Origin of the sequence: Winogradskyella sp. 3972H.M.0a.05 (assembly GCF_040493455.1) — a bacterium.
GTDB lineage: Bacteria > Bacteroidota > Bacteroidia > Flavobacteriales > Flavobacteriaceae > Microcosmobacter.
This window is the reverse complement of the sequence record NZ_JANFDA010000004.1, coordinates 135,234-155,451: the sequence shown is the minus strand read 5'-3', so window position 1 is coordinate 155,451 and position 20,218 is coordinate 135,234. Positions and strand designations below refer to the sequence as shown.

The window sequence follows — 20,218 nt, the reverse complement described above, 5'->3', positions numbered from 1 at the left end:
AAATTGAGATGTATGAACTCAGGATTTCGTTTAAAAACTACGTTAGTTTTTACCCTATTAGCTATTATTAATTCTTTTGGTCAAACCTTTGAACGCGCAGAGATATTTTCTGGATTTGGAATTCTTCAAGGAAACAGTGGTGTCGCAGTAGCAGATTATGACAGAGATAACGACTTAGACATTTTTGTTGTTGCAAATGCTATTGAAAACCCTAACCAATCAGCCAGTTTTAGTAGATTATTTCAGAATAATAATAATGGAACCTTCACAGATGTTACGGAGACTTCAGGCTTGCAAGACCTGTTGACGCTAGAAGACACAACCGAAGAGTCTTTTGTACAAGAAGGCTTTAAATACGGAGTCTCTTGGGGAGATTTCAATAATGATGGTTTCCCGGATATTCTATTTACCCATGCACTCAAGGTGCAGTTGTTCATTAACTTAGGCAACGGAACTTTTGCAGATGTAACCTTAGCGACTGGAATACAACTAGTCAATGATTGTATTAATTCCGGAGCAACATGGTTCGATTACAATAATGATGGCTTTCTAGATATTTACATCAGTGATTGGGATGAATGCGATTCCAATACCTTATACAGGAACAATGGTAATAACACTTTTACAGATGTAACTAGTGAAGTAGGTCTGATCGAAACAGATTCAAAAGCAAGTTATACACCATTCCCATTCGATATCAATAATGATGGTTGGATGGATATAATTGTTTCAAACGATTTTAATGAGCCCAATTATTTATACGTCAATCAATCAGGTACATCATTCATAGAAGATGCACAAAACTATGGGTTAGATAACATGATAGACGATATGGCTATCGTACCAAATGATTTTGACCTAGATAACGACTTTGATTTTTTCATTACAGGAATCGATGAGAATGCCTTATTAAAAAACAATGGCTCAAACAACTTTACTGAAGATTCCCAAACTCATGGTATAACAGCTACAGGTTGGGCTTGGGGAGCACGATTTGCAGATTTTGACCTCGATGGAGATGAAGATTTATATGTTGTGAATGGTTATGAGTTTGAAGATAGAAGTGAAGAGCAAAACGTGTTTTTCAGAAACCTTCATGCGCAAGGCGGAACAACATTTGAAGATGCTTCTGCCGAAGTAGGATTGGCAGACGAAAGCATTAGTGTAGAAGCAGTTGATTTTGACTATGATAATGATGGAGATATAGATTTGTTTGTAACTAATGCTAGTGGTTCATCATACTTCTATGACAATAAACTATTGAGTTTTGATCAACCAAGTGATCTTAAGTGGTTAAAAGTTGTATTGCAAGGAACAGTATCCAATAGAGATGGTATAGGAACAACCTTAGAGCTTACCACTTCGAGTGGTGTTATATCGCGTTACTATACAGGTGTAGGCTTTCTTGGACAGAGTTTGCTTCCTGTACATTTTGGAATCGATCAAGAAAGTACAATTACTGAGTTAAAAATAACATGGCCATCAGGCATTGTAGAGACCTATCAAAATATAGATGCTAATACAACAGTTAAGGCAACAGAAAATACAGGTCTAGAAGTTTTGGATATAGAGCCAAGCCAGAAGATTTACGGTTGTATGGATCCTGAATCTTGTACCTATAACCCAGAAGCTACACTAAACGATGATTCTTGCGAGTATATAGAAGCGAATGTAATTTCAGGTTCTACAAGTTCTGGGTTTTATGAAACAGAAACGTATACTTACGAAGTAGCTGACGGTTCATCTACAATCTGGACTGTTTCAGGAGGAGAGATTATCGATGGACAAGGCACAGACTCTATTACTGTAAGATGGCATATTGAAGAAACAGGAACACTAACCGTAAGAGAATTTGATGGAGACTGTTATAGTCTCCCTGTGACGCTCAATGTAAGTTTAAATATTTCTCAATCGCCAGAGGATAAATCCATTGCCAGAATCTGGAATGAAGCGCTTCTCGAAGCTATCCGAGGCGATTTTGCTAGACCGACAGTTCATGCAAGAAATCTATTCCATTCTAGTATTGCAATGTACGATGCTTGGGCTATTTACGATCAGCAAGCTAGACCTTATCTTATTGGTAATTCAGTTAATGGATTTAATAGCGAGTTACTAGACTTCATCCCAATAGAGAGTATTGAAGAATCCAGAAATAAAGCCATTAGCTTTGCAATGTATCGCTTACTAAGTCACCGTTTTCAGAACTCTCCAGGTGCTGAGGAGACCCAAGGAAGAATTGACTTAATCATGGAGCAGTTGGGCTATAACACTAGCACTACGACAACAAGTTATGAGTTTGGTAATGCTGCTGCACTAGGTAACTATATTGCTGAAACAATCATTAGCTACGGTATGCAAGATGGTTCTAGAGAAGCTACTGGTTATGATAATGCCTATTACGAACCTATAAACACACCATTAAATCCAACACAGACGGATTTACCGTTTAATATAGATCCAAACCGTTGGCAGCCATTAAGCCTTAATGGATTCGTTGATCAAAGTGGTAATTTAATTGATGGTGATGTGATAGACTTCTTAAGTCCAGAATGGGGTAATGTACACTCTTTCGCCATGGGCGACGATGATGTGTCCTTTTATGAAAGAGATGGAGATCCATATAAAGTATACAATGACCCATTAGAGCCACCATATATTAGTGTTGGTACAGAAACAGAACCAGGATTGGCTTATAAATGGGGATTCTCAATGGTGTCTGTTTGGCAATCGCACAATGACCCTAACGATGGCGTACTTTGGGATATTTCTCCAAAAAGTATAGGTAATATTCCTTTTGAAGATTTGCCAACTAATTATCAGCAGTACCCAGACTTTTATAACTTTTTTGAAGGTGGAGATATAAGTCAAGGCCATGCCGTAAACCCTGTAACTGGCCAAGCTTATGAAGAACAAATAGTACCTAGAGGTGATTATACAAGAGTTTTGGCAGAATTTTGGGCAGATGGACCAGATTCTGAAACACCACCAGGACACTGGTTTACGATTTTAAATTATGTGAATGATAATCCTCAGTTTGAAAAACGTTTTGCAGGAGAAGGCGACATTCTCGATCCATTAGAGTGGGATGTAAAAGCTTATTTTATTCTAGGAGGAACCATGCACGATGCAGCAATTTCTGCTTGGAGCATTAAAGGATGGTACGATTATATAAGGCCAGTTTCTGCAATTAGATTTATGGAAACCAGAGGTCAAAGCACAGATGAAAGTTTAACCAACTACCATGTAGCTGGATTGCCTCTAATTGACGGTTTTATAGAAATAGTCCAAGAAGGAGATCCATTGGCTGGTGTGTTTAATCAGAATGTTGGGCGCATAAAATTATATACATGGAGAGGTCACGATTACATTATTAATACAGAAACAGATACCGCAGGAGTTGGTTGGATTCTTGCAGATAGTTGGTGGCCATATCAACGACCTAACTTTGTAACGCCACCTTTTGCTGGCTATGTATCAGGGCATTCTACGTATTCTAGAGCAGCAGCCGAAGTTATGACACGCATGACAGGTAGCGAATTTTTCCCAGGAGGAGTGGGAGAATTCATCGCCAGACAGGATGAGTTTTTAGTGTTCGAAGATGGACCATCGGTAGATGTTATATTACAATGGGCAACATATAGAGATGCTTCAGATCAATGTAGTTTGTCAAGAATCTGGGGAGGAATTCATCCCCCTGCAGATGATATTCCTGGGCGAATTATCGGTGAAAAAGTAGGACGAGAAGCTTACGACTTTGCTGTGCCTTATTTTAATTCGGATGAAATCATTGTCAATAATACGGAGACCATTATTTATCCTAACCCTACTGAAGACAGAGTTTTTAATATTACCAATACCTCCGAGACAGATACATTCGAAATGTTTGATATTAGAGGTAGAAAAATAGATATTATTAGTAAATCCTATAACGACTTCAATCAAGTCACTGTGTTAAGATTTGCACCAGCTACATCAGCTGGTCTGTATATGCTTAAGGTAAACAGTGAATCTACGATGGTTGTCATTAAGGATTAGACAACTTAGTTATAACATCACTATGCTGAGGGAATTTGGCAATTAACTCAGCTCTTTTTGGTAATTGAAAATCTTCAAAACTAAAACCAGGAGATACTGTACAGCCAACTAGAGCATAGCTATCGGGTAATTCAATATTAGCAGCAAACCAATGGTTTCCGGGTACAACTAGTTGTGGAACTTCACCATTTTCTAAATCTTTGCCAATAATATGTTTCGAATGGACTCCTTCTTCAGAAATAATATGTAGTGTAATCGGAGCACCATCGTAAAAGTGCCAAATCTCATCTTGATTTATTTTATGAAATGCCGAAAAGGTATCAGAAGTCAATAGAAAATAAATACAGGTCGAATAACTTCGATTGCCTTTGTAATTTTCACTAAGACTATTCTCGTTTATCGTTCCAGAACTTCTATAGGTTTCTTTAAAATAACCGCCTTCTGGATGAGGGCTAAGATTCAACTTCTTAATGATCTGTTCAATTTTTTTCAAGGTCATAAATTCTAAGTTGTTATTCAGAGACTAATGCTACAATTCTGAGCGGTGCTCCTGTTCCACCTTCTATTTTCATTGGCAATGCAAATACTTTAAAACCTTCACTAGGTAGACCATCTAAATTCGTTAGGTTTTCAAATGCAGGAATATTTTCTGAAAGTAAAATGACATGACTTTCAAAATACTCAGATTGTCCATAATCTATACTTGGTGTATCAATACCTATAGATTTAATGTTACGCTCTTTAACAAGCCACTCTGCAGCTTTAGGAGAAAGCCCAGGAAAGTGTAATAACTTAATGGCATGTTCGCCACGTTCTTCTGTACCGAGATACTTCAATTTATCTGGATAGAACTTAGAATATCCTGTATATAGTAAAATGATACTTCCATCAGGGATTTTTGTACCATGAGCTGTTTCCCAATTGGTAAAATCTTCAACACTAACCTCATAGTCACTGTTGCCTTTGGCATTTTCAGAAACATCTACTTTTATAGCTTGCCCAATAAGATTTTCCAGTGGTATTTCATCTACCGTTTGTCTGTTTTTAGCAAAATGGATAGGTGCGTCGACATGAGTTCCGCCATGCTCGGCAGTTGCAAAGTTATTGGCTGAATAAAAGAACCCTTTATCGGTTTGTCCTTTAAATACAGTATCTAATTCAAATTGTTTTGCAGTTACCCAATAAATGGTCTCACTCGAAAAAGAATGCGTCAAGTCAACAATCTTTTCTTGTTTCGGGAGAGTTTCTTCTTTTGCTACTTCGTTAACTGTAGTGTCTTTGCATGAGCATGCTAAAACTAAAATGATAATAACTAATTTTTTCATGATCCCTTAGGGTGTTAATGATGTGATACAAATAAATTAAGGGGATTTTAAATCAGAAAAGCTAACTTTTCTAGAAAGTAGCTCAGTTCCGTCTATAAAGATAGGCTTAGATTTTATAATTGCTAAAATCGAATCTGTTTTTTCTTCATCATTGCGCAAAGTTTTAAAATGAATTTTGATGTTTTGCACAGAATCAGACACTGTAATACTATGACCAATTTGTTTGATATCCATTATCTGCGTTGCATTTTCTAGTCTTTTTATTAAGGAATCATTAGTGGTGAAAGCCTTTAAGTTTTTGGCAACTTCATTTTCAAAATTTGGATACTCGGCTTTAAGTTGAATAAGCTCATGAAACTCTACAAGCTTATCTGTAGTTAGCTCAAAAATGTCTAATTTCATTGGTTTTCCAGCATAGTCGTATGCATCGTCAACTATTTCAAGATCTTCAGTAGACATTTTAGGAGAATTTGATCGCATTTCATTATTCCTGCAATTGAAAAGCAGTAACAACATTAATATGTATAATACCTTTTTCATATTACTCGTTCATTATAAATTTTAATGAGGTTATCTTTCCATCTACTACTGTTTTATCCAGTATGTCTATATCTCTCAGCGCTTTGGTAGGGATGGTTAATGTATTGATAAACTCATCCTTAGTGTACAGTTCTACATTGATACTGTTCTTATAGAGTCTATAAATCTGTACCTTTTCAGAAAACAGATTCGTTAGTTGTGCTTTATGAGCTTTCCAGTCCTTAATTTTATTATTAGTGTAGTAGTGCAACATTAAAGCGTAATCGTCTGTTTTTAGCTTTACTATTGGGTTTTTGTTAGAATTATGTTGCCTAAAGATGGTGTCTGTTTTATGAAATGGCGAGGAAACCATCAACTCAATATGCTTTTCTTTGGAACTGTAATTAAAACAGCCAGAACTATCAGTCTTAAAATATAAAGGAGATTCATTTTTATCGAGCACAGTAATGTCTAACTGTACTTGGGTTATAGGTTCTCCTTTTATAGAATCTATAAAACAAAAATGATAGTTGTATTCATTATTAAAATACCATATTGCAGCCATGATCAGCGGAATTAAAACCAATAATGCTAGCCAAGGTTTTCTCTTCTTTGATATAGATATTTCAGATTCGTTAGAGGCTATAAAACTATCCCAATTGTCATACCCTGCATACTTACTCAACAGGTTGAGCATATCGACACGAGGTAGTTTTTCAGGAGTATTTTTAAAGTAAGTATAAAACCATTTCTCACTAACTTTTGCTTTCAGCTTTTCAAACAAATCTTCTTGGAAGGCAACTATAGTTTCACCTTTCCATGCCTCTATAGGTTTACTAACCTTCTTATTTTCAGAAAAGGCCTTGAAAACAGCTTCTTTTAGCAGTTTAAAATGATATAATTCTTTGTCGTTCAAATGTTTTAATTACTGAAAATCAGTGGTTTGAAAATTGTAAAACCATTTACAATTGTTTTACAAAAGCTTTACAAACCATACCTGAAAGGTATAAATAGATTTGATCAAAATCATTTTTAAAAATATAAAATTATGAAAGCAAATCTAAGTATGTTGGTAAAAGTTAGTTTGATAATACTCTTATTGAACGCTTGTAATAATTCTGAATCATATAAAGAATCAGTACTCTTAACAGACAATGAAATAAAGGATGATTTTGAGGCCGCTTCTTATGAGTATGATAAGAGCGGATCAGAAGTTCTGGATCTAGAAGTATTGAACAAACCCAAATCGCCTGACCTAAAGATAATTAAAACCGCAAGAGTAAGGTACAAAGTCAAAGACATCAAACGGGCTACAAGCAAGTTAAAAGCATTAGCGGCATCGCGCAACGCGTACATTTCTGACCTTAGGTTTCAAAATAACTTATATAGGAAGGAGAATAAATTCACCATAAAAATTCCGCAACAATATTTTGATGTGATGATTGATTCCATGAGTCATGTTGCTGAATTTATTGAGTTTGAAAACATAACCTCCGACGATGTCACCGAAGAATATGTAGATATACAAACAAGATTGAAAACCAAACTTGAAGTAAGACAGCGCTATGAAGAAATTTTGCGAAAAAGAGCTAAAACGGTTGAAGATATATTGGCAACAGAGGAAAAGTTGAGAGTGATACAAGAAGAAATAGAAGCCTCACAAGGTAGATTGAAATACTTAACCAGTAAGGTAGCTTTTAGTACAATTCATATAGAGTTATACGAAACCGTAGAATACAAAGAAGAACCAGAAGTTTATTCCAAAACTTTTCTAGACAAAACCAAAGAAGGCTTTTCTTTTGGATGGGAAATCATAGAGCGTTTTGTGCTATTCTTAATCTATATTTGGCCGTTGTTGATAGTTACAGCAGTCCTTGTTTTTATAATAAGAAAAAAGGTAATGAAGAAAAAATAATCAGACATGCTGATCTACTAAAATCATATTACCATCAGGATCTTTAATAATGAAGCTGGCTGGTCCTTCAGTGGATTCGTCAGCTTCAACTTCAAAGGAAATAGTATTGGTTTTTAGGTGTTTCTGAATAACCCTTACATCATCAAAAGCATCAAGCATATTAGCATTTTCATCCCAACCAGGATTAAAGGTCAAAATATTATTGTCGAACATACCTTGAAATAAACCAATCAGGGCATTTCCATTTTTCATAATCAGGTAGTTGTGCTCCATATTGCCTCCAAAGACTGAAAAGCCAAGGGTTTCGTAGAAGGTTTTAGACGCTTCTAAATCTTTCACATTTAAACTTATAGAAAATGCACCAAGCTTCATAAACATTATTGTTTAGTTAGAGTACTAAAATTACTAATTTGTTTTTGGTTGAAAAGGAAATGCACCTAAGAAAAAACCTGTTAATTTTGCACCATGCCAAATGCTATAGAAGAATACATCCCAGAAGGAGCTCAAGAGATTATAACTAGACTGCTAAAGCAGGATAAATTGATAGTTAAAGTCAGAAAAGAACGAAAGTCAAAACATGGTGACTATAGACAATTGCCCAATGGTATGCATCAAATTACTGTAAACAATAATCTTAATAAATATCGGTTTTTAATTACACTAATCCATGAGATTGCTCATTTTGAGGCGTATAAGGAATATGGTAGATTTATTAAACCTCATGGAAAAGAATGGAAGCATACATTTCAAAGGTTAATGCTACCCTTTCTAAACCCAAATGTATTTCCTATGGATGTGTTACCACTTTTGGCAAATCATTTTAAAAACCCCAAAGCCAGCAGCGATACAGATATTAAATTAGCATTAGCCTTAAAACAATTTGATCCTCCTAATGATAAAACCTATATTTTTGAGGTGCCAATAGATAGTGAGTTCAAATTATATAATGGCAGAATTTTTAAAAAAGGAAAACAACGACGAAAACGATTTGAATGCATTGAAGTTAATACAGGACGATTGTATCTTTTTAACCCAAATGCTGAAGTAGAAATAATTAATTCATGAATAAAAACTATTATGCCATATTAATGGCTGGAGGCGTAGGCTCAAGATTTTGGCCAGTAAGTACACAAGATTTTCCAAAGCAATTTCATGATATGCTTGGAACGGGAGATACATTGATTCAAAAGACATTCAAAAGATTAGCAAAACTAATTCCCGAAGAAAACATCTTCATTCTTACCAATGAGCGTTACAATGATTTGGTGTTTGAGCAATTGCCTATGGTTACCAAACGACAAGTAGTTTTAGAACCAGCAATGCGAAACACAGCACCATGTATTTTGTATGCGTCTCTAAAAATTCAGAAAGAAAATCCAGATGCCGTAATGATTGTGGCACCAAGTGATCACTGGATTGAAGATGAAGATGCTTTTACAGCTAATGTAAAAGAAGCTTTCGAATTTTGTGCCAAGGAAGATGCGCTCATGACCTTAGGAATTGAACCTTCGTTTCCAAACACAGGATATGGATACATAGAGTATGATAAGGCTTCTGAGACCTCCATAAAACCAGTAAATCAGTTTAGAGAAAAACCAGATTATGAAACAGCAAAACTATTTTTAGAGCAAGGCAACTTTCTTTGGAATGCTGGTATTTTTATGTGGAGTGTGACCTCAGTGGTAAACGCGTTTCTAAATAGTAAACCAGAGATGTATCAACTATTTCATCAAGGGATGAAGCTATACAATACAGAGTTTGAAGACGATTTTATTCAGGAAAATTATGCCAAGGCAGAAAACATATCAGTAGACTTTGCCATTATGGAGAAGTCGAAAAATGTCTATGTGTTACCAGCTACTTTCGACTGGAATGATTTAGGAACTTGGGGAAGCTTATATGACAAGCTAGACAAAGATGAAGACAAGAATGCTGTTGTAAAAGCAAAGACCTTAACTGTTGATGCATCTGGTAATATGATCAGGACTACGAACGATAAAGTTGTCGTGATAGACGGACTAAGTGATTACATTATTGTTGATAAAGACGAAGTTTTGCTTATCTTTCCTAAGAAGAAGGAGCAAGATATTAAACAAACGCTCCAAAGCGTGAAAGACAAATTTGGGGAACACTATGGATAATAATCAAGAGAACAAGTTCAATTTTAACGAAGAAGAAACTACACAAAAACAAGCTGTAGAACAATCTAAGGAAGCCTTAAAGAAAGATGCAAAAGGATTTTTTGCAAGCATCAAAGACTTTATGAGCAACTTATTAGATTTTCGCGAAGACACAGATCGCGATGCTACTATAGCTGCCATTAAAGCAGATATACCATTTAGAGGTGCTACTTCGTGGATTTTGATTTGTTCCATTTTTGTTGCCTCCGTTGGGCTTAATGCAAATAGTACTGCTGTTGTAATTGGAGCCATGTTAATTTCTCCATTAATGGGCCCTATTCTTGGAGTAGGGATGTCCATTGCGTTAAACGATATTGATACACTAAAAAGCTCTCTGATCAATTTAGCGACAATGATTGTGTTGAGTTTGATAACGGCATTTTTGTTTTTTTGGCTCTTTCCTCTGAGTGAAGATACCTCAGAGCTATTAGGAAGAACCCAGCCAGATATTCGAGATGTATTGATTGCCTTTTTTGGTGGTTTAGCCTTAATTATTGCTAGAACAAAAAAAGGAACCATAGCATCAGTAATCTTTGGTGTGGCTATTGCTACGGCCTTAATGCCGCCGCTCTGTACAGCAGGTTATGGACTATCTATAGGTAATTTATCTTACTTCGGTGGAGCAATGAATTTGTTCACCATAAATACTATTTTTATTGCTCTTGCAACATTTATTGTCTTAAAACTATTGCGCTTTCCGATGTTGCGCTATGCTAATTCTAAAAAGCGCCGCCGCATAGCTAGAGTAGCTGGTTTGATTGCTTTGGTGGTAATGATTTGGCCTACCGTTACATTTATTAGTGTATTAAAGGAAACACGTTTTGAAACGGCTGCTGCCGCATTTATAGAAAATGAACTAGAAACACTTCCAAACAGTAATTACATAAAGAAAAACGCCAATCCTATTTATAACCCAGAAGGAGGCTCTATTATTGAATTGATTCCATTTGGAACCGATGAGATTTCTGAAGATACAAGAAAGCTTTTGGAAGCTAGGTTTAATGATGCTGAATATTCCGCTTTAAAAGGGTCAACCTTAGCCGTTAATCAAGTTAAAAATAGAGCAATCAATAATCTAGAGTATATGGAAGAATTGAGAACTCGAGATTCTCTAGATTTGCTTTCACAAAGTCAGAAAATATCATTTTTGGAAGGTCGTGTCCGAACCTTATCAAGATTGGAAAAAGATCAGATTCCTTTTGAAGATTTAGTGACAGAAGCAAAAATTAACTACGAAAACTTAAAAGCTGTATCGTACTCAAAACGAATTACATCAAACTTTTCTAAAATTGATACGTTATCAATTTTTACATTCCAATGGGTGGATTCTTTAACTACACAAGAGCAAAAGACCAAAGATTTAGGAAAACTAAAGGATTGGTTTAAGGAGAAGTTAAAGTTAGATACGCTTGTAGTAGAGTAGAAGATTAATCGTTTTCTTCTAGATACATTTTACGAACTTTTTTGAATAGCTCAGAAGAGTACACAAAATTGGTAACCGCTTCGTTATCTGTTTTGAAGATTGTTTTGTTTGAGCCTTCCCAAGCTTTTAAGCCATCTTTGAGGAACACAATCTTTTCTCCAATTTCCATTACAGAATTCATATCATGGGAGTTGATGATTGTAGTCATTTGATACTCATCAGTAATCTCCTGAATTAAATTATCAATAACGATAGCAGTTTTTGGATCTAAACCAGAATTTGGTTCATCGCAGAACAGATACTTAGGATTGTTCACGATAGCTCGAGCAATGGCAACACGCTTTTGCATACCACCAGAAGCTTCACTAGGCATTTTGTGATGAGCATCGGGCAGATTCACACGTTTCAGTACCACATCTGCTCTATCTTCCATCTCGCTTTTAGACATTTTGGTGAACATTCGTAATGGGAACATCACATTCTCCATAATGGTCATAGAATCGAACAATGCACTGCCTTGAAATACCATTCCCATTTCGGCTCTAAGATCACGTTTTTGGTCATCACTAAGCTCTCCGTAAACCTTTCCATCATAAGATATAGAGCCCTTTTCAGGAGTGAAGAGACCTAGTAAACATTTTAAAAACACAGTTTTACCAGAACCACTTTGTCCAATAATCAAGTTCGTTTTTCCCTTATCAAAAGAAGTGCTTATGCCTTTCAAAATATGAGCATCGCCGAATGATTTATGTACATCTTTTACCTCTATCATTATCCTAGTAATAAGCTGGTTAGTAAATAATTCAATAAAATAATAACCACACTCGTCCACACAAACGACGTTGTACTGGCTTTACCAACTTCTAGAGCTCCACCTTTCATATAATATCCGTAAAAAGAAGGGATTGTAGCCAAAACAAAAGCAAATACAGAAGTTTTTATAAAGGCATAAATAATATGAAATGTCTGGAAATCTGTTTGAATTCCTGTGATATAATCCTCTAGAGTTGCATAACCTCCATAAACACAAGCTGCCATTCCACCAAGAATCCCAAGGAACATTGCTATAGAAATAGCGAAAGGATACAACATTAACGCAATGAACTTAGGGAACACCAAATAGTTAATGGCATTAATTCCCATTACTTCCAAAGCATCAATTTGCTCAGTAACTCTCATGGTTCCTATACTCGAAGTAATAAATGAGCCAACTTTACCTGCCATAATGATAGAAATAAACGTTGGAGCGAATTCCAATATTACAGATTGACGTGTAGCAAACCCAACAAGATATTTAGGAATTAAAGGGTTGCTAATATTCAAAGCTGTTTGAATCGTTACAACACCTCCAACAAAAAACGAAATGAAGGCGACTATTCCGAGTGACCCGATGATTAGATCATCAATATCTTTTAAGATCAAAGTTTTCATCACAGACCACTTCGTTGGTTTGCGAAACATCTCTTTAATCATCAAAAAATAAGCGCCTATATTATGCAGATACGTCATTGGCAAATTTGTAAATGCTAAAGTAAAAAAACTTGGGAGTATTTGACCTTAAAATTAATTTAAGATATACTAAAAGCTGTATTTTTGGCTTCAAAGTAAATATTCATCTACAGAATAATCAAAATGGTTATAAGGGTTATAGTTGCCATTTGTGTTTGCTTCAGATTAAATAGTTTATGAATAAAAAATCAATCTATTCCTTTATAGCGATACTCATTCTAGTTGCAGTATATGTAGCAAAATGGTATTTCGAAGAAGTGAATACACCAGAAATAAAACAAGGAGAAACTACCATAGGAAAAGACATTAACGAGTTTTTTCTGCCGACGAGTACTACAGGTCAAATAGTGCATCACAATAATTATTCTCTATCTTATGCTGAAGCGCATGAGCAAGCCGAGTGGGTTGCGTACGAATTGAAAGCATCTCATTTATCATCAACAAATCACAAACGCCCTTATTTTGAAATTGATAGAGCTGTAAAGACTAAAGCGGCTCATTGGCGGAATTATAAAAACTCAGGATATGATAGAGGGCACTTATGTCCGGCAGGAGATAGACGATTTACTAAAGAAGCTCATGATGAAACGTTTCTAACGAGTAATATAAGTCCTCAAAAGCATGATTTTAATTCAGGTGTTTGGAATCGCCTTGAGCAAAAAGTCAGATACTGGGCAAGAAAATATGATGGTGTATTTGTAGTCACTGGGGGTATTTTGGAAGATGGGTTGCAAAGCATAGGAGAGGAGCAAGTAACAGTTCCGAAACAATTTTACAAAGTATTAATTGACTATAACAAGGGAAACCCAAAAGTGCTAGCTTTTTTGATGGATCATAAAGGTTCTGACAAGCCATTGTATGAGTTTGTAGTGTCAGTAGATGATATAGAAGCGCTTACCAAGATTGACTTTTTCCCTCAACTTTCTGATGATATAGAAGAACAATTAGAATCGTCTTCGAGCTACAAAGACTGGAGTTTTAACTAAACTTGTTTAAAATACCTTTCCACCTCAAGGACCGGATAAACTTACCATGTTTTGCATCCACTAAAAAAGGAATTTTTTTCTTCCTTGCTTTATTGTAGCCAACAACATAATCTGTAAATGTGGAAAATGATTTCTTTTTTAAAGCCATTTTCAAAGCTGTGATGAAGGTTAAGATAACCCCAAGTCTTATCTTATACATAGCCTCACCCTGAAGATATTTAGCAGTCTTATTATAACTCTCTCCAGTAGGTTTTAGATGTTTTACATGAAGCGATTCATCAGTTATAATAGACCAACCATAATATTGAGCTAATAACTCGTCTAAGGTATCCCAACCGATAGAAGCTTTTAGTTTTCCTATGTCCTTAAAACAAGCCTTTCTATAAGCCTTTAGCGCACCTCTGATATGATCTTTCTTAGTTAGATTTTCGAGCACCCAATTATCGTTCTTTTGTATATAACAAAATCCTGCAGCCATCCCAACTTTTTGATTCGAATTGAAATGCGTTATTAATTGTTCTAAATAGTGATTTGGAAAGATTAAATCCGCATCAAATTTGCAGATAATATCATAGTCATCATTCAATGTTTCTAGTCCTTTATTAAATGCATTAATGATTTTTGAACCAGGTAAATGTTCGTCTGATGAGGTAGAATTTATGGATGAAATAAAAGGGTACTTCTGTACAAAAGATGAAATGATGCTAGCAGTATTATCTGTTGAATTATCATTTACTACAACAATTTGTTTTGGTATTACAGTCTGGTCACAAAGTGATTGTAAGGTCAACCCAATTGAGTCTTCTTCATTATGCGCAGGAATGATGATGTAAATTTTCAACAGAAAGTGAATTTTGAAGTAAAGTTACACTCTTTCTGCGTAAACAATATAATAGCGAGGTGTAAAGCGGCGTAACAGTGGTCTAAAACCAATCTTATTTACTGGATTTGCCCATTGTTTACGATCTTTGATAACCCAGCCAGTTTTTTCTAAAAGCCAATCGAATTGCCATGTTTCAAACTCATGGTAATGTCTATCTCTCTCATCAGTTTTACTTCTATATGCTGAGGCATACCATAATTTTAAAGGAACGCTGGCTACTAGTTTATTTGCTTTTATAGACTTTAAGACTGTATACGGAGAGAGAAGGTGTTCAAAAATTTCAAAAGCAGTTACAACTTCAGCATTAGAATTAATAACTCCTGTAACATCTTCATCCAAATCTTCTCCAGAAGTGTTACTTACTGAATAACCTTGCGATTTCATTATTTTAGAGAGCGGATTGCTGATGCCTAAATCTAGAATAGATTCTTCTTTAGAAATATGCTTTTGCAAAAACTCTAGGGTTAACTTAAACCGCTTTTCAGGAAACGTATTTTCGTACATCTATGCTATTTTATCATACGAGGTTTTAACACCTTTGATGAGTGCGGAGCTAAACCCTCTATGCTCCATTTCATTGAGCCCAGCAATAGTACAACCTCTTGGTGTAGTTACCTTATCGATTTCAGCTTCAGGGTGATTGCCGCCTTGCAATAATAACTCACTGGCACCTTTTACAGTTTGTGTCGCTATTTTGGTCGCTGTTTTAGCATCAAAACCTATTTCAATACCACCTTGTATCATAGCTCTAATAAATCTAAGAACATAGGCAATACCACAAGCGCCAAGTACTGTAGCAGCATCCATGAGTTGTTCATTAATGAGGATAGTTTCTCCTAGAGCATTGAATATTGTTGAAACTTCTTTTATGTCTTCTTCTGAAGCATTTTGAGAAGCAATGCAGGTTATAGATTCGTTTACAGAGGAGGCAGTATTTGGCATCGCTCTGAAAATTACTGGCTTTTCAGACAGGTAACGCTCCATAGCTTCAATAGTAAAATCACTGACGACAGAAATCAGAATTTTATTCGAGTTAATTTCATCTTTAACCGATTCTAAGATTTCAGCAATTTTATAAGGCTTTACAGCAATAATAATAATATTAGATTGCTTAACTGCGCCTAGATTGTCATTGGAGACATTGACGTTTTTAGCAGCCAAATCGCTTAGTAATTCAACCTTATTTCGTGTTACAGTAAGATTAGAGGCTTCAAAATTATTAGCAAGAAGTCCATTAGCAATAGACTTGCCTAGATTGCCTCCACCAATAATGGCTATTTTTTTTGTCATATTAATATCTATAAACAATCGCATTAATGTGCATACCAGCACCTACGCTTGCAAAGATAATAACATCACCTTTGGAAAGGGAATGATTGTCTAGTTTATTGTTTTTTACCAAATCGAAAAGTGTCGGAACCGTAGCAACAGAACTATTACCAAATTTTTGAATACTCATCGGCATAATACCTTCTGGGATTTCTGCTCTGTACAAACGGTAAAAACGTTTTAGAATAGCTTCATCCATTTTTTCATTGGCTTGATGGATGAATATCTTTTTTACTTCGGAAATGTCTACACCGCTATTGTCTAAGCAAGTTTTCATTGCTTGAGGAACATTAGTTAAAGCAAACTCATAGATTTTGCGACCATCCATTTTGATGTAGCGTGTATCTGGACAAAGTGTTTTATTATTTGAATTTCCAAAGTATAGATAGTAAGCTTCATCATAAGTGAAACTAGCACTCTCGTGTGCAAGAATTCCACCTTCGGCGTTTTCATCGAGTTCCACAATTGTTGCTCCAGCACCGTCAGAAAAAATCATAGAATCTCTGTCGTGCTTGTCCACAACTCTAGACAATGTTTCAGCACCAATAACTAAACATCGTTTAGCCATTCCGGCTTTAATAAATGCTTTAGCTTGAATAACACCTTCTACCCAGCCTGGGCAGCCAAACAAGATATCGTAAGCCACACACTTAGGGTTTTTTATTCTAAGACTGTGCTTAATTCTAGATGCAAGAGCAGGCAAAATATCACTTTGAATAGTATTGTGTTTTACATCTCCAAAATTGTGAGCAACAATAATATAATCGATAGTCTCTGGGTCGATGTTGGCATCATCGATAGCTTTTTCTGCTGCAAAAAAGCCAAGATCAGAAGCATTTAGATGGTTTAGCGCATAGCGTCGTTCACCAATTCCTGTAATGGCTTTGAACTTCTCAATGATAACTGTATTTTCATGTTTAAACGGGATGCCATCAGAGGCTAAGAAATTATGCTGCTGAAAGTCTTCGTTTTTTTCTACACTACTTGGGATGTAGCTGCCTGAACCAGTGATTTTTATGGCCATAACAAAAGTTTTAGTTAGCGGTTGGTCTTTCAAAACTAACTAATTCCATTTCTTATTATTGTTTTTCAATGGATTAAAGTGAAATTTTTATGAAAAATGTAATAAAAACGGATAATAATGGAAAAAACACAAAAAAACACCCAATACTCTGAGTGTTTTTTTATTAAGAATGTCTTTTTTGCCTAAACTTCCATGTACTCTTCAATAGGAGCACAAGTACAAATTAAATTGCGATCACCGTAAGCATCATCTACACGTCGTACGCTTGGCCAGAATTTATTGTCTTTAACATACTCTAAAGGAAATGCAGCTTCTTGTCTAGAATAAGGTAACAACCATTCATCACTGGTTAGCATCTCTTCGGTATGAGGTGCATTCTTTAAAGGATTGTTAGGGTCTTCTTTAGAGGTATTGTCTATTTCTTTTCTGATGGACATCATGGCATCACAAAATCTATCAATTTCTTGCTTACTTTCACTTTCCGTAGGTTCAATCATCATGGTTCCAGCAACAGGGAAAGACACAGTTGGTGCATGAAAACCATAGTCCATAAGACGTTTAGCAATATCGACTACCTCAATACCATTGGCTTTAAAAGGTCTGCAATCCACAATCATCTCGTGAGCAGCTCTTCCCATCTCACCAGAATAAAGCGTATCAAAGCTACCTTGTAATCTTGACTTAAGATAGTTGGCATTTAGGATAGCAATTTCTGTAGATTTCTTCAATCCATCTGCACCAAGCATTTTGATGTAGCCATACGAAATCAAACATGCTAATGCTGAGCCAAATGGAGCAGCTGAAATCGCAGTAATAGCTTCTTTGCCTCCTGTTTTTACAACTGGGTTTCCAGGTAAGAACGGCTTTAATTGTTCAGCGACACATATTGGTCCTACACCTGGGCCACCACCACCATGCGGAATTGCAAAGGTTTTGTGTAAGTTGAGGTGACATACATCTGCACCAATAGCTCCAGGATTGGTTAGTCCGACTTGAGCATTCATATTAGCACCATCCATATAAACCTGACCACCATTGTCGTGGATAATTTGCGTAATTTCTTTAATGGCAGATTCATAAACACCGTGCGTAGAAGGATAAGTCACCATTAAGGCAGCTAAATTGTCCTTATGCAATTCTGCTTTTTCACGTAAGTCTTCTACATCAATATTACCTTCTTCTGTTGATTTAGTCACAACAACTTTCATTCCTGCCATAACTGCACTTGCTGGATTGGTACCATGAGCAGATGAAGGAATTAAGCAAATGTTTCGATGATGATCACCGCGAGACTCATGATAAGCTCTAATAACCATTAGTCCAGCAAATTCTCCTTGCGCACCAGAGTTTGGTTGCAAAGACGTCGCTGCAAAACCTGTAATTTCTGTAAGTTGATCTTCTAGTTCTTTCAGAATGATTTGATAGCCTTTAGCTTGTTCTTTTGGTGCAAATGGGTGAATATTTCCCCATTTGAACATGCTTAACGGAAGCATTTCTGCAGCAGCATTCAATTTCATGGTACAAGACCCTAAAGAAATCATGGAATGGTTTAAAGCTAAATCTTTTCGTTCTAGCTTCTTGATGTAGCGCATCAATTCAGTTTCTGAATGATACGAATTGAAAACATCTAGAGTTAAAAACTCGGTTTTACGTCCTAAGCTTTCAGGAATAACATTCTTAATATTTCCTTCTAATGTTGAAGAATCTTTATCAGATAATTTTGAGAATATCTTGAGTATGTATTCTAAATCTTTATCAGAAGTCGTTTCATTCAATGAGATAGAAACGGTTTCGTCATCTATGTAATTAAAATTGTTTTTACGTTTTTCGGCAGCTTTTTTCAATTTCTTAGCATTGACTTTGATAGCAATGGTATCGAAGTAACTACTATTTAGTTGTTCAAAGCCTAGAGCTTCTATACTGCTGGCAAGAGCTTTTGCTTTTGCATGAACTCCATTAGCTATATATTTTAATCCCCCAGGGCCATGATACACTGCATACATTCCTGCCATCACAGCCAATAATACTTGTGCTGTACAAATGTTTGAAGTAGCTCTGTCTCTCTTGATGTGCTGTTCTCTAGTCTGTAGTGCCATACGTAGCGCACGACCACCATTCATGTCTTTGGTAACACCAATGATTCTTCCGGGAATGTCTCGTTTATAAGCTTCTTTTGTGGCAAAATATCCTGCGTGAGGACCTCCATAACCCATCGGAATTCCGAATCGTTGCGTCGTACCAACAACAACATCAGCACCAAACTGACCTGGAGCTTCAAGCATTACTAAGCTCAATATATCAGCAGCTACAGCAGTTTTTATTCCAGCATCTTTCGCTTTCTCAATGAAACTTTTAATGTCTGTAATTTGACCATGCTTACCTGGATATTGTAGCATGGCTCCAAAATACTCAGAAGAAAATTCAAAACTATCCTCATCACCAACTACTAATTCTATGCCAATAGGAATAGCTCGAGTTTTTAAGACAGACAGCGTTTGTGGTAAAATATGCTCTGAAACGAAAAACTTGTTGATACCTTCTTTTTTCTGAGCACGCTCCCTAACAGCAAATAATAAACTCATTGCTTCGGCTGCAGCAGTACTTTCATCTAGTAAAGATGCATTAGCGATTTCCATCCCAGTAAGGTCGGTTACCATAGTTTGGAAATTGAGCAGAGCTTCTAGACGTCCTTGAGCAATCTCAGCTTGGTAAGGTGTGTATGCTGTATACCATCCTGGATTTTCTAAAATGTTTCTTTGAATAACAGCTGGCAGAATGGTTGGGTGATATCCAAGACCAATATATGTTTTAAAGACTTTGTTCTTTTTTGATAACTCGTTGATGTGAACTAGGTATTCCTGCTCACTCATTGCTTCATCCAAATTTAGACCTTCTTTAAGAAGAATATCATCTGGAACGGTTTCGTAGATAAGTTGTTCTAGAGAGTCTACACCAATGGTTTTCAGCATTGCTTTTTGATTCGATTCTCTGGGACCTATGTGACGGAGTGCAAAAGAAGTTGTGTTCATTAAGATCTAGTTGTTTTACGAAGTGCAAAAATACGGAATAAGTCACGTTTTTTTGTTAACG

The 20,218-nt window shown here is 36.0% G+C and carries 18 protein-coding genes; 6 read left to right on the top strand and 12 right to left on the bottom strand.

Annotation, left to right across the window (positions count from 1 at the left end; all coding sequences use genetic code 11):
• Nucleotides 1-12 precede the first annotated feature (12 nt).
• Nucleotides 13-4,035, top strand: coding sequence for an FG-GAP-like repeat-containing protein (locus NCE97_RS09850; protein ID WP_353778941.1), 4,023 nt, complete (start codon nucleotides 13-15; stop codon nucleotides 4,033-4,035).
• Here NCE97_RS09850 and NCE97_RS09845 read toward each other — a convergent pair.
• The 4 genes from NCE97_RS09845 to NCE97_RS09830 form a co-directional block, all read right to left on the bottom strand.
• Nucleotides 4,025-4,534, bottom strand: coding sequence for a cupin domain-containing protein (locus NCE97_RS09845; protein WP_353778939.1), 510 nt, complete (start codon nucleotides 4,532-4,534; stop codon nucleotides 4,025-4,027). The two genes, NCE97_RS09850 and NCE97_RS09845, sit on opposite strands and share 11 nt — an antisense overlap.
• A gap of 13 nt (nucleotides 4,535-4,547) precedes the next feature.
• Entirely contained in the window at nucleotides 4,548-5,360 is an 813-nt protein-coding gene (locus NCE97_RS09840) for a cyclase family protein (protein ID WP_353778938.1), read from the bottom strand.
• A 36-nt stretch (nucleotides 5,361-5,396) separates the two neighbouring features.
• Nucleotides 5,397-5,819, bottom strand: coding sequence for a hypothetical protein (locus NCE97_RS09835; protein ID WP_353778936.1), 423 nt, complete (start codon nucleotides 5,817-5,819; stop codon nucleotides 5,397-5,399).
• 82 nt (nucleotides 5,820-5,901) lie between these two features.
• Complete coding sequence (locus NCE97_RS09830; RefSeq protein ID WP_353778935.1) at nucleotides 5,902-6,795, bottom strand: hypothetical protein; 894 nt, start codon at nucleotides 6,793-6,795, stop codon at nucleotides 5,902-5,904.
• 132 nt (nucleotides 6,796-6,927) lie between these two features.
• On the opposite strand from NCE97_RS09830, the gene NCE97_RS09825 reads away from it, so the two are divergent.
• Nucleotides 6,928-7,794: a DUF4349 domain-containing protein gene (locus tag NCE97_RS09825; RefSeq protein ID WP_353778933.1), complete on the top strand. Its 867-nt coding sequence runs from the start codon at nucleotides 6,928-6,930 to the stop codon at nucleotides 7,792-7,794.
• On the opposite strand, the gene NCE97_RS09820 is transcribed toward NCE97_RS09825, so the two are convergent.
• Nucleotides 7,795-8,166, bottom strand: coding sequence for a VOC family protein (locus NCE97_RS09820; RefSeq protein WP_353778931.1), 372 nt, complete (start codon nucleotides 8,164-8,166; stop codon nucleotides 7,795-7,797).
• Nucleotides 8,167-8,259: 93 nt separating this feature from the next.
• Between NCE97_RS09820 and NCE97_RS09815 the strand changes: the two genes are divergently transcribed.
• The 3 genes from NCE97_RS09815 to NCE97_RS09805 are packed head-to-tail and all read left to right on the top strand — an operon-like array spanning nucleotide 8,260 to nucleotide 11,397.
• Nucleotides 8,260-8,859: a SprT-like domain-containing protein gene (locus NCE97_RS09815; RefSeq protein ID WP_353778930.1), complete on the top strand. Its 600-nt coding sequence runs from the start codon at nucleotides 8,260-8,262 to the stop codon at nucleotides 8,857-8,859.
• The gene (locus tag NCE97_RS09810) at nucleotides 8,856-9,935 is read left to right on the top strand and encodes a mannose-1-phosphate guanylyltransferase (RefSeq protein ID WP_353778929.1); all 1,080 of its coding nucleotides are present in this window, start codon (nucleotides 8,856-8,858) and stop codon (nucleotides 9,933-9,935) included. Before NCE97_RS09815 ends, NCE97_RS09810 begins: the two co-directional genes overlap by 4 nt.
• Entirely contained in the window at nucleotides 9,928-11,397 is a 1,470-nt protein-coding gene (locus NCE97_RS09805; protein ID WP_353778927.1) for a DUF389 domain-containing protein, read from the top strand. Before NCE97_RS09810 ends, NCE97_RS09805 begins: the two co-directional genes overlap by 8 nt.
• 4 nt (nucleotides 11,398-11,401) lie before the next feature.
• Here NCE97_RS09805 and NCE97_RS09800 read toward each other — a convergent pair whose 3' ends face one another.
• Together NCE97_RS09800 and NCE97_RS09795 are read right to left on the bottom strand one after the other, a co-directional pair.
• Nucleotides 11,402-12,169, bottom strand: a complete 768-nt coding sequence (locus NCE97_RS09800; RefSeq protein WP_353778925.1) for an ABC transporter ATP-binding protein — start codon at nucleotides 12,167-12,169, stop codon at nucleotides 11,402-11,404.
• Nucleotides 12,169-12,906, bottom strand: a complete 738-nt coding sequence (locus NCE97_RS09795; protein WP_353778924.1) for an MlaE family ABC transporter permease — start codon at nucleotides 12,904-12,906, stop codon at nucleotides 12,169-12,171. Before NCE97_RS09795 ends, NCE97_RS09800 begins: the two co-directional genes overlap by 1 nt.
• Before the next feature lie 176 nt (nucleotides 12,907-13,082).
• Between NCE97_RS09795 and NCE97_RS09790 the strand changes: the two genes are divergently transcribed.
• Nucleotides 13,083-13,892 carry a DNA/RNA non-specific endonuclease gene (locus tag NCE97_RS09790; protein WP_353778922.1) on the top strand — a complete coding sequence of 270 codons (810 nt, stop codon included), beginning with the start codon at nucleotides 13,083-13,085 and terminating at the stop codon, nucleotides 13,890-13,892.
• Here the strand turns inward: NCE97_RS09790 and NCE97_RS09785 are convergent.
• The 5 genes from NCE97_RS09785 to gcvP all read right to left on the bottom strand — a co-directional run bounded on the left by NCE97_RS09785 (nucleotide 13,885) and on the right by gcvP (nucleotide 20,157).
• Entirely contained in the window at nucleotides 13,885-14,733 is an 849-nt protein-coding gene (locus NCE97_RS09785) for a glycosyltransferase family 2 protein (RefSeq protein ID WP_353778921.1), read from the bottom strand. The two genes, NCE97_RS09790 and NCE97_RS09785, sit on opposite strands and share 8 nt — an antisense overlap.
• 24 nt (nucleotides 14,734-14,757) lie before the next feature.
• Nucleotides 14,758-15,279 (bottom strand): methyltransferase, encoded by a 522-nt coding sequence (locus NCE97_RS09780; protein WP_353778919.1) that lies wholly within the window; start codon nucleotides 15,277-15,279, stop codon nucleotides 14,758-14,760.
• Nucleotides 15,280-16,065: a pyrroline-5-carboxylate reductase gene (gene proC, locus NCE97_RS09775; RefSeq protein ID WP_353778918.1), complete on the bottom strand. Its 786-nt coding sequence runs from the start codon at nucleotides 16,063-16,065 to the stop codon at nucleotides 15,280-15,282. It lies immediately after the preceding gene.
• A gap of 1 nt (nucleotide 16,066) precedes the next feature.
• Nucleotides 16,067-17,128: a 3-oxoacyl-ACP synthase III family protein gene (locus NCE97_RS09770; RefSeq protein WP_353778917.1), complete on the bottom strand. Its 1,062-nt coding sequence runs from the start codon at nucleotides 17,126-17,128 to the stop codon at nucleotides 16,067-16,069.
• A gap of 182 nt (nucleotides 17,129-17,310) precedes the next feature.
• On the bottom strand, nucleotides 17,311-20,157 hold the full coding sequence (gcvP, locus tag NCE97_RS09765) for an aminomethyl-transferring glycine dehydrogenase (RefSeq protein ID WP_353778916.1): 2,847 nt from the start codon (nucleotides 20,155-20,157) through the stop codon (nucleotides 17,311-17,313).
• Nucleotides 20,158-20,218 lie beyond the last annotated feature (61 nt).